The sequence below is a fragment of the Streptomyces ficellus genome, assembly GCF_030406405.1.
Classification (GTDB): Bacteria; Actinomycetota; Actinomycetes; order Streptomycetales; family Streptomycetaceae; genus Streptomyces; species Streptomyces ficellus_B.
The window spans coordinates 1-1,493 of record NZ_JAUEPL010000078.1 but is presented as its reverse complement, the minus strand read 5'-3'; the positions used below and the strand labels follow the sequence as shown (position 1 = coordinate 1,493).

The 1,493-nt window shown below is 81.4% G+C and carries 1 pseudogene; it reads left to right on the top strand.

What is annotated here, in order from left to right:
• Positions 1-1,493 (top strand): annotated as a pseudogene (locus QWM81_RS29005) (cell division protein FtsK); the annotation flags it as partial.

The window sequence follows — 1,493 nt, the reverse complement described above, 5'->3', positions numbered from 1 at the left end:
CCCACCGCGAGCGGCGACGGGCCGCCCCCGGTGGCCGGCCCCGCCGACGCGACGGCCCGCCAGGCCGGGTACGCCCGGTACGGCACCGCCCCGGCGGGTGCGTCCGGCGGGGCGGTACCCCGCCAGGGCGGCGGCGAGAGCAGGCGGGCGACCTCGCCCGGAGGCGCCGCCCCCGCCACCCCCGCAGGGGCTCCCGGTGTCCCCCGGCCCACGCCGCCGGGGGACACCGACCCCGCACGGCAGCCGACTCCCCCGCGCGGCACGCCCACGGGCGGCCAACCGGCCACCGGCGCCCCCTCGCACGGCACCCCCCAGGCCCGCACCCCGGCCGGCGGCACCGCCCCGGGGACCACCTCCCGGGCGACCGCCGCCCCGGGCGGCCACCGGGCCGGCACCACCCCCACCGGCACAACCTCCACCGACACCCACCCCGCCGACGCCGCACCCACCGGCGCCACCCCCACGGGCGCCACGCCCACCGACACCCACCCCGCCGCACCCGGCCCCGCGCCCCTCCCCCACCCCGCCGCCCCCGCACCCGCACCCCAGCCGCCTGCGCGCAGGCGAGGGATAGGGGCCTGGGCGCGGAGGTTCGCGGGAGGGCGTGCGGGTGAGCAGGCGCCGGAGACGGAGGGGGGCGTGGCGCAGGCGGCCGTGGCGGGGCACGGGGGCCTCCAGGAGACGTGGCCCGATCCCGCGGCCGTGCTGCTCACCGCGCTCGGGCCGGGCCCCCGGCTGTGGGAGCGCGGGCCCGGGCACCCCGAGGCGCTCGTCGTACGGCTCGGGACCACCGACCGGGCCGACCTGGCCGCCGTCCCCGTCACCGTGAGCCTTCGCGAGGCCGGGTCGCTGGGGCTGGCCGGGCCCCGCCCACGGCTCATGGGCCTGGTCCGCTCGGTCGTGGCGCAGCTCGCCGCGCTGCACGCGCCGGCCGACCTGGAGATCGTGCTGATCGGCAACGTCGCCCGCAAGCGGGAGTGGAGCTGGCTTGGCTGGCTGCCGCACCTGCGCCCCGCCCACGGCCAGGACTGCCGGCTGCTCCTCGCCTACGACCGGGAGCAGACGGCCGCCCGGACCGCCGAGCTCACGCGACGCCTGGACGACGGGCCGCTGGGGCCCGGCTGGGCGAGCGCGGACAAGAAAGCCGTCGCGGAGGCGGCCGAGCGGTTCGACGGGACGTACACGGTCGTGATCGTCGACGGCGACCCCGGCTCGGCGGCGCTGCGCGAGACGACCGCCCGGCTGGCCGGGGCGGGCGCCGCGGCGGGCATCCACCTGGTGTGCCTGGCGGAGACCCCGGCCGCCTCGCCGCTGTCGCCGGTGGCGGCGACGTACGAGACGGCGTGCGCGACGTCGCTGCCGTTCCGCGAGTGCGGCGCCGCCGCGCTGCTGTCCGGCGACGTGGCGACCGCGCTGCGCCTGATGCGTACGGCCGGAGGGCGGCCCGCCGGGCACGGCACGGCCGACACCGCGTCGACGGTGCCGACCGTGCC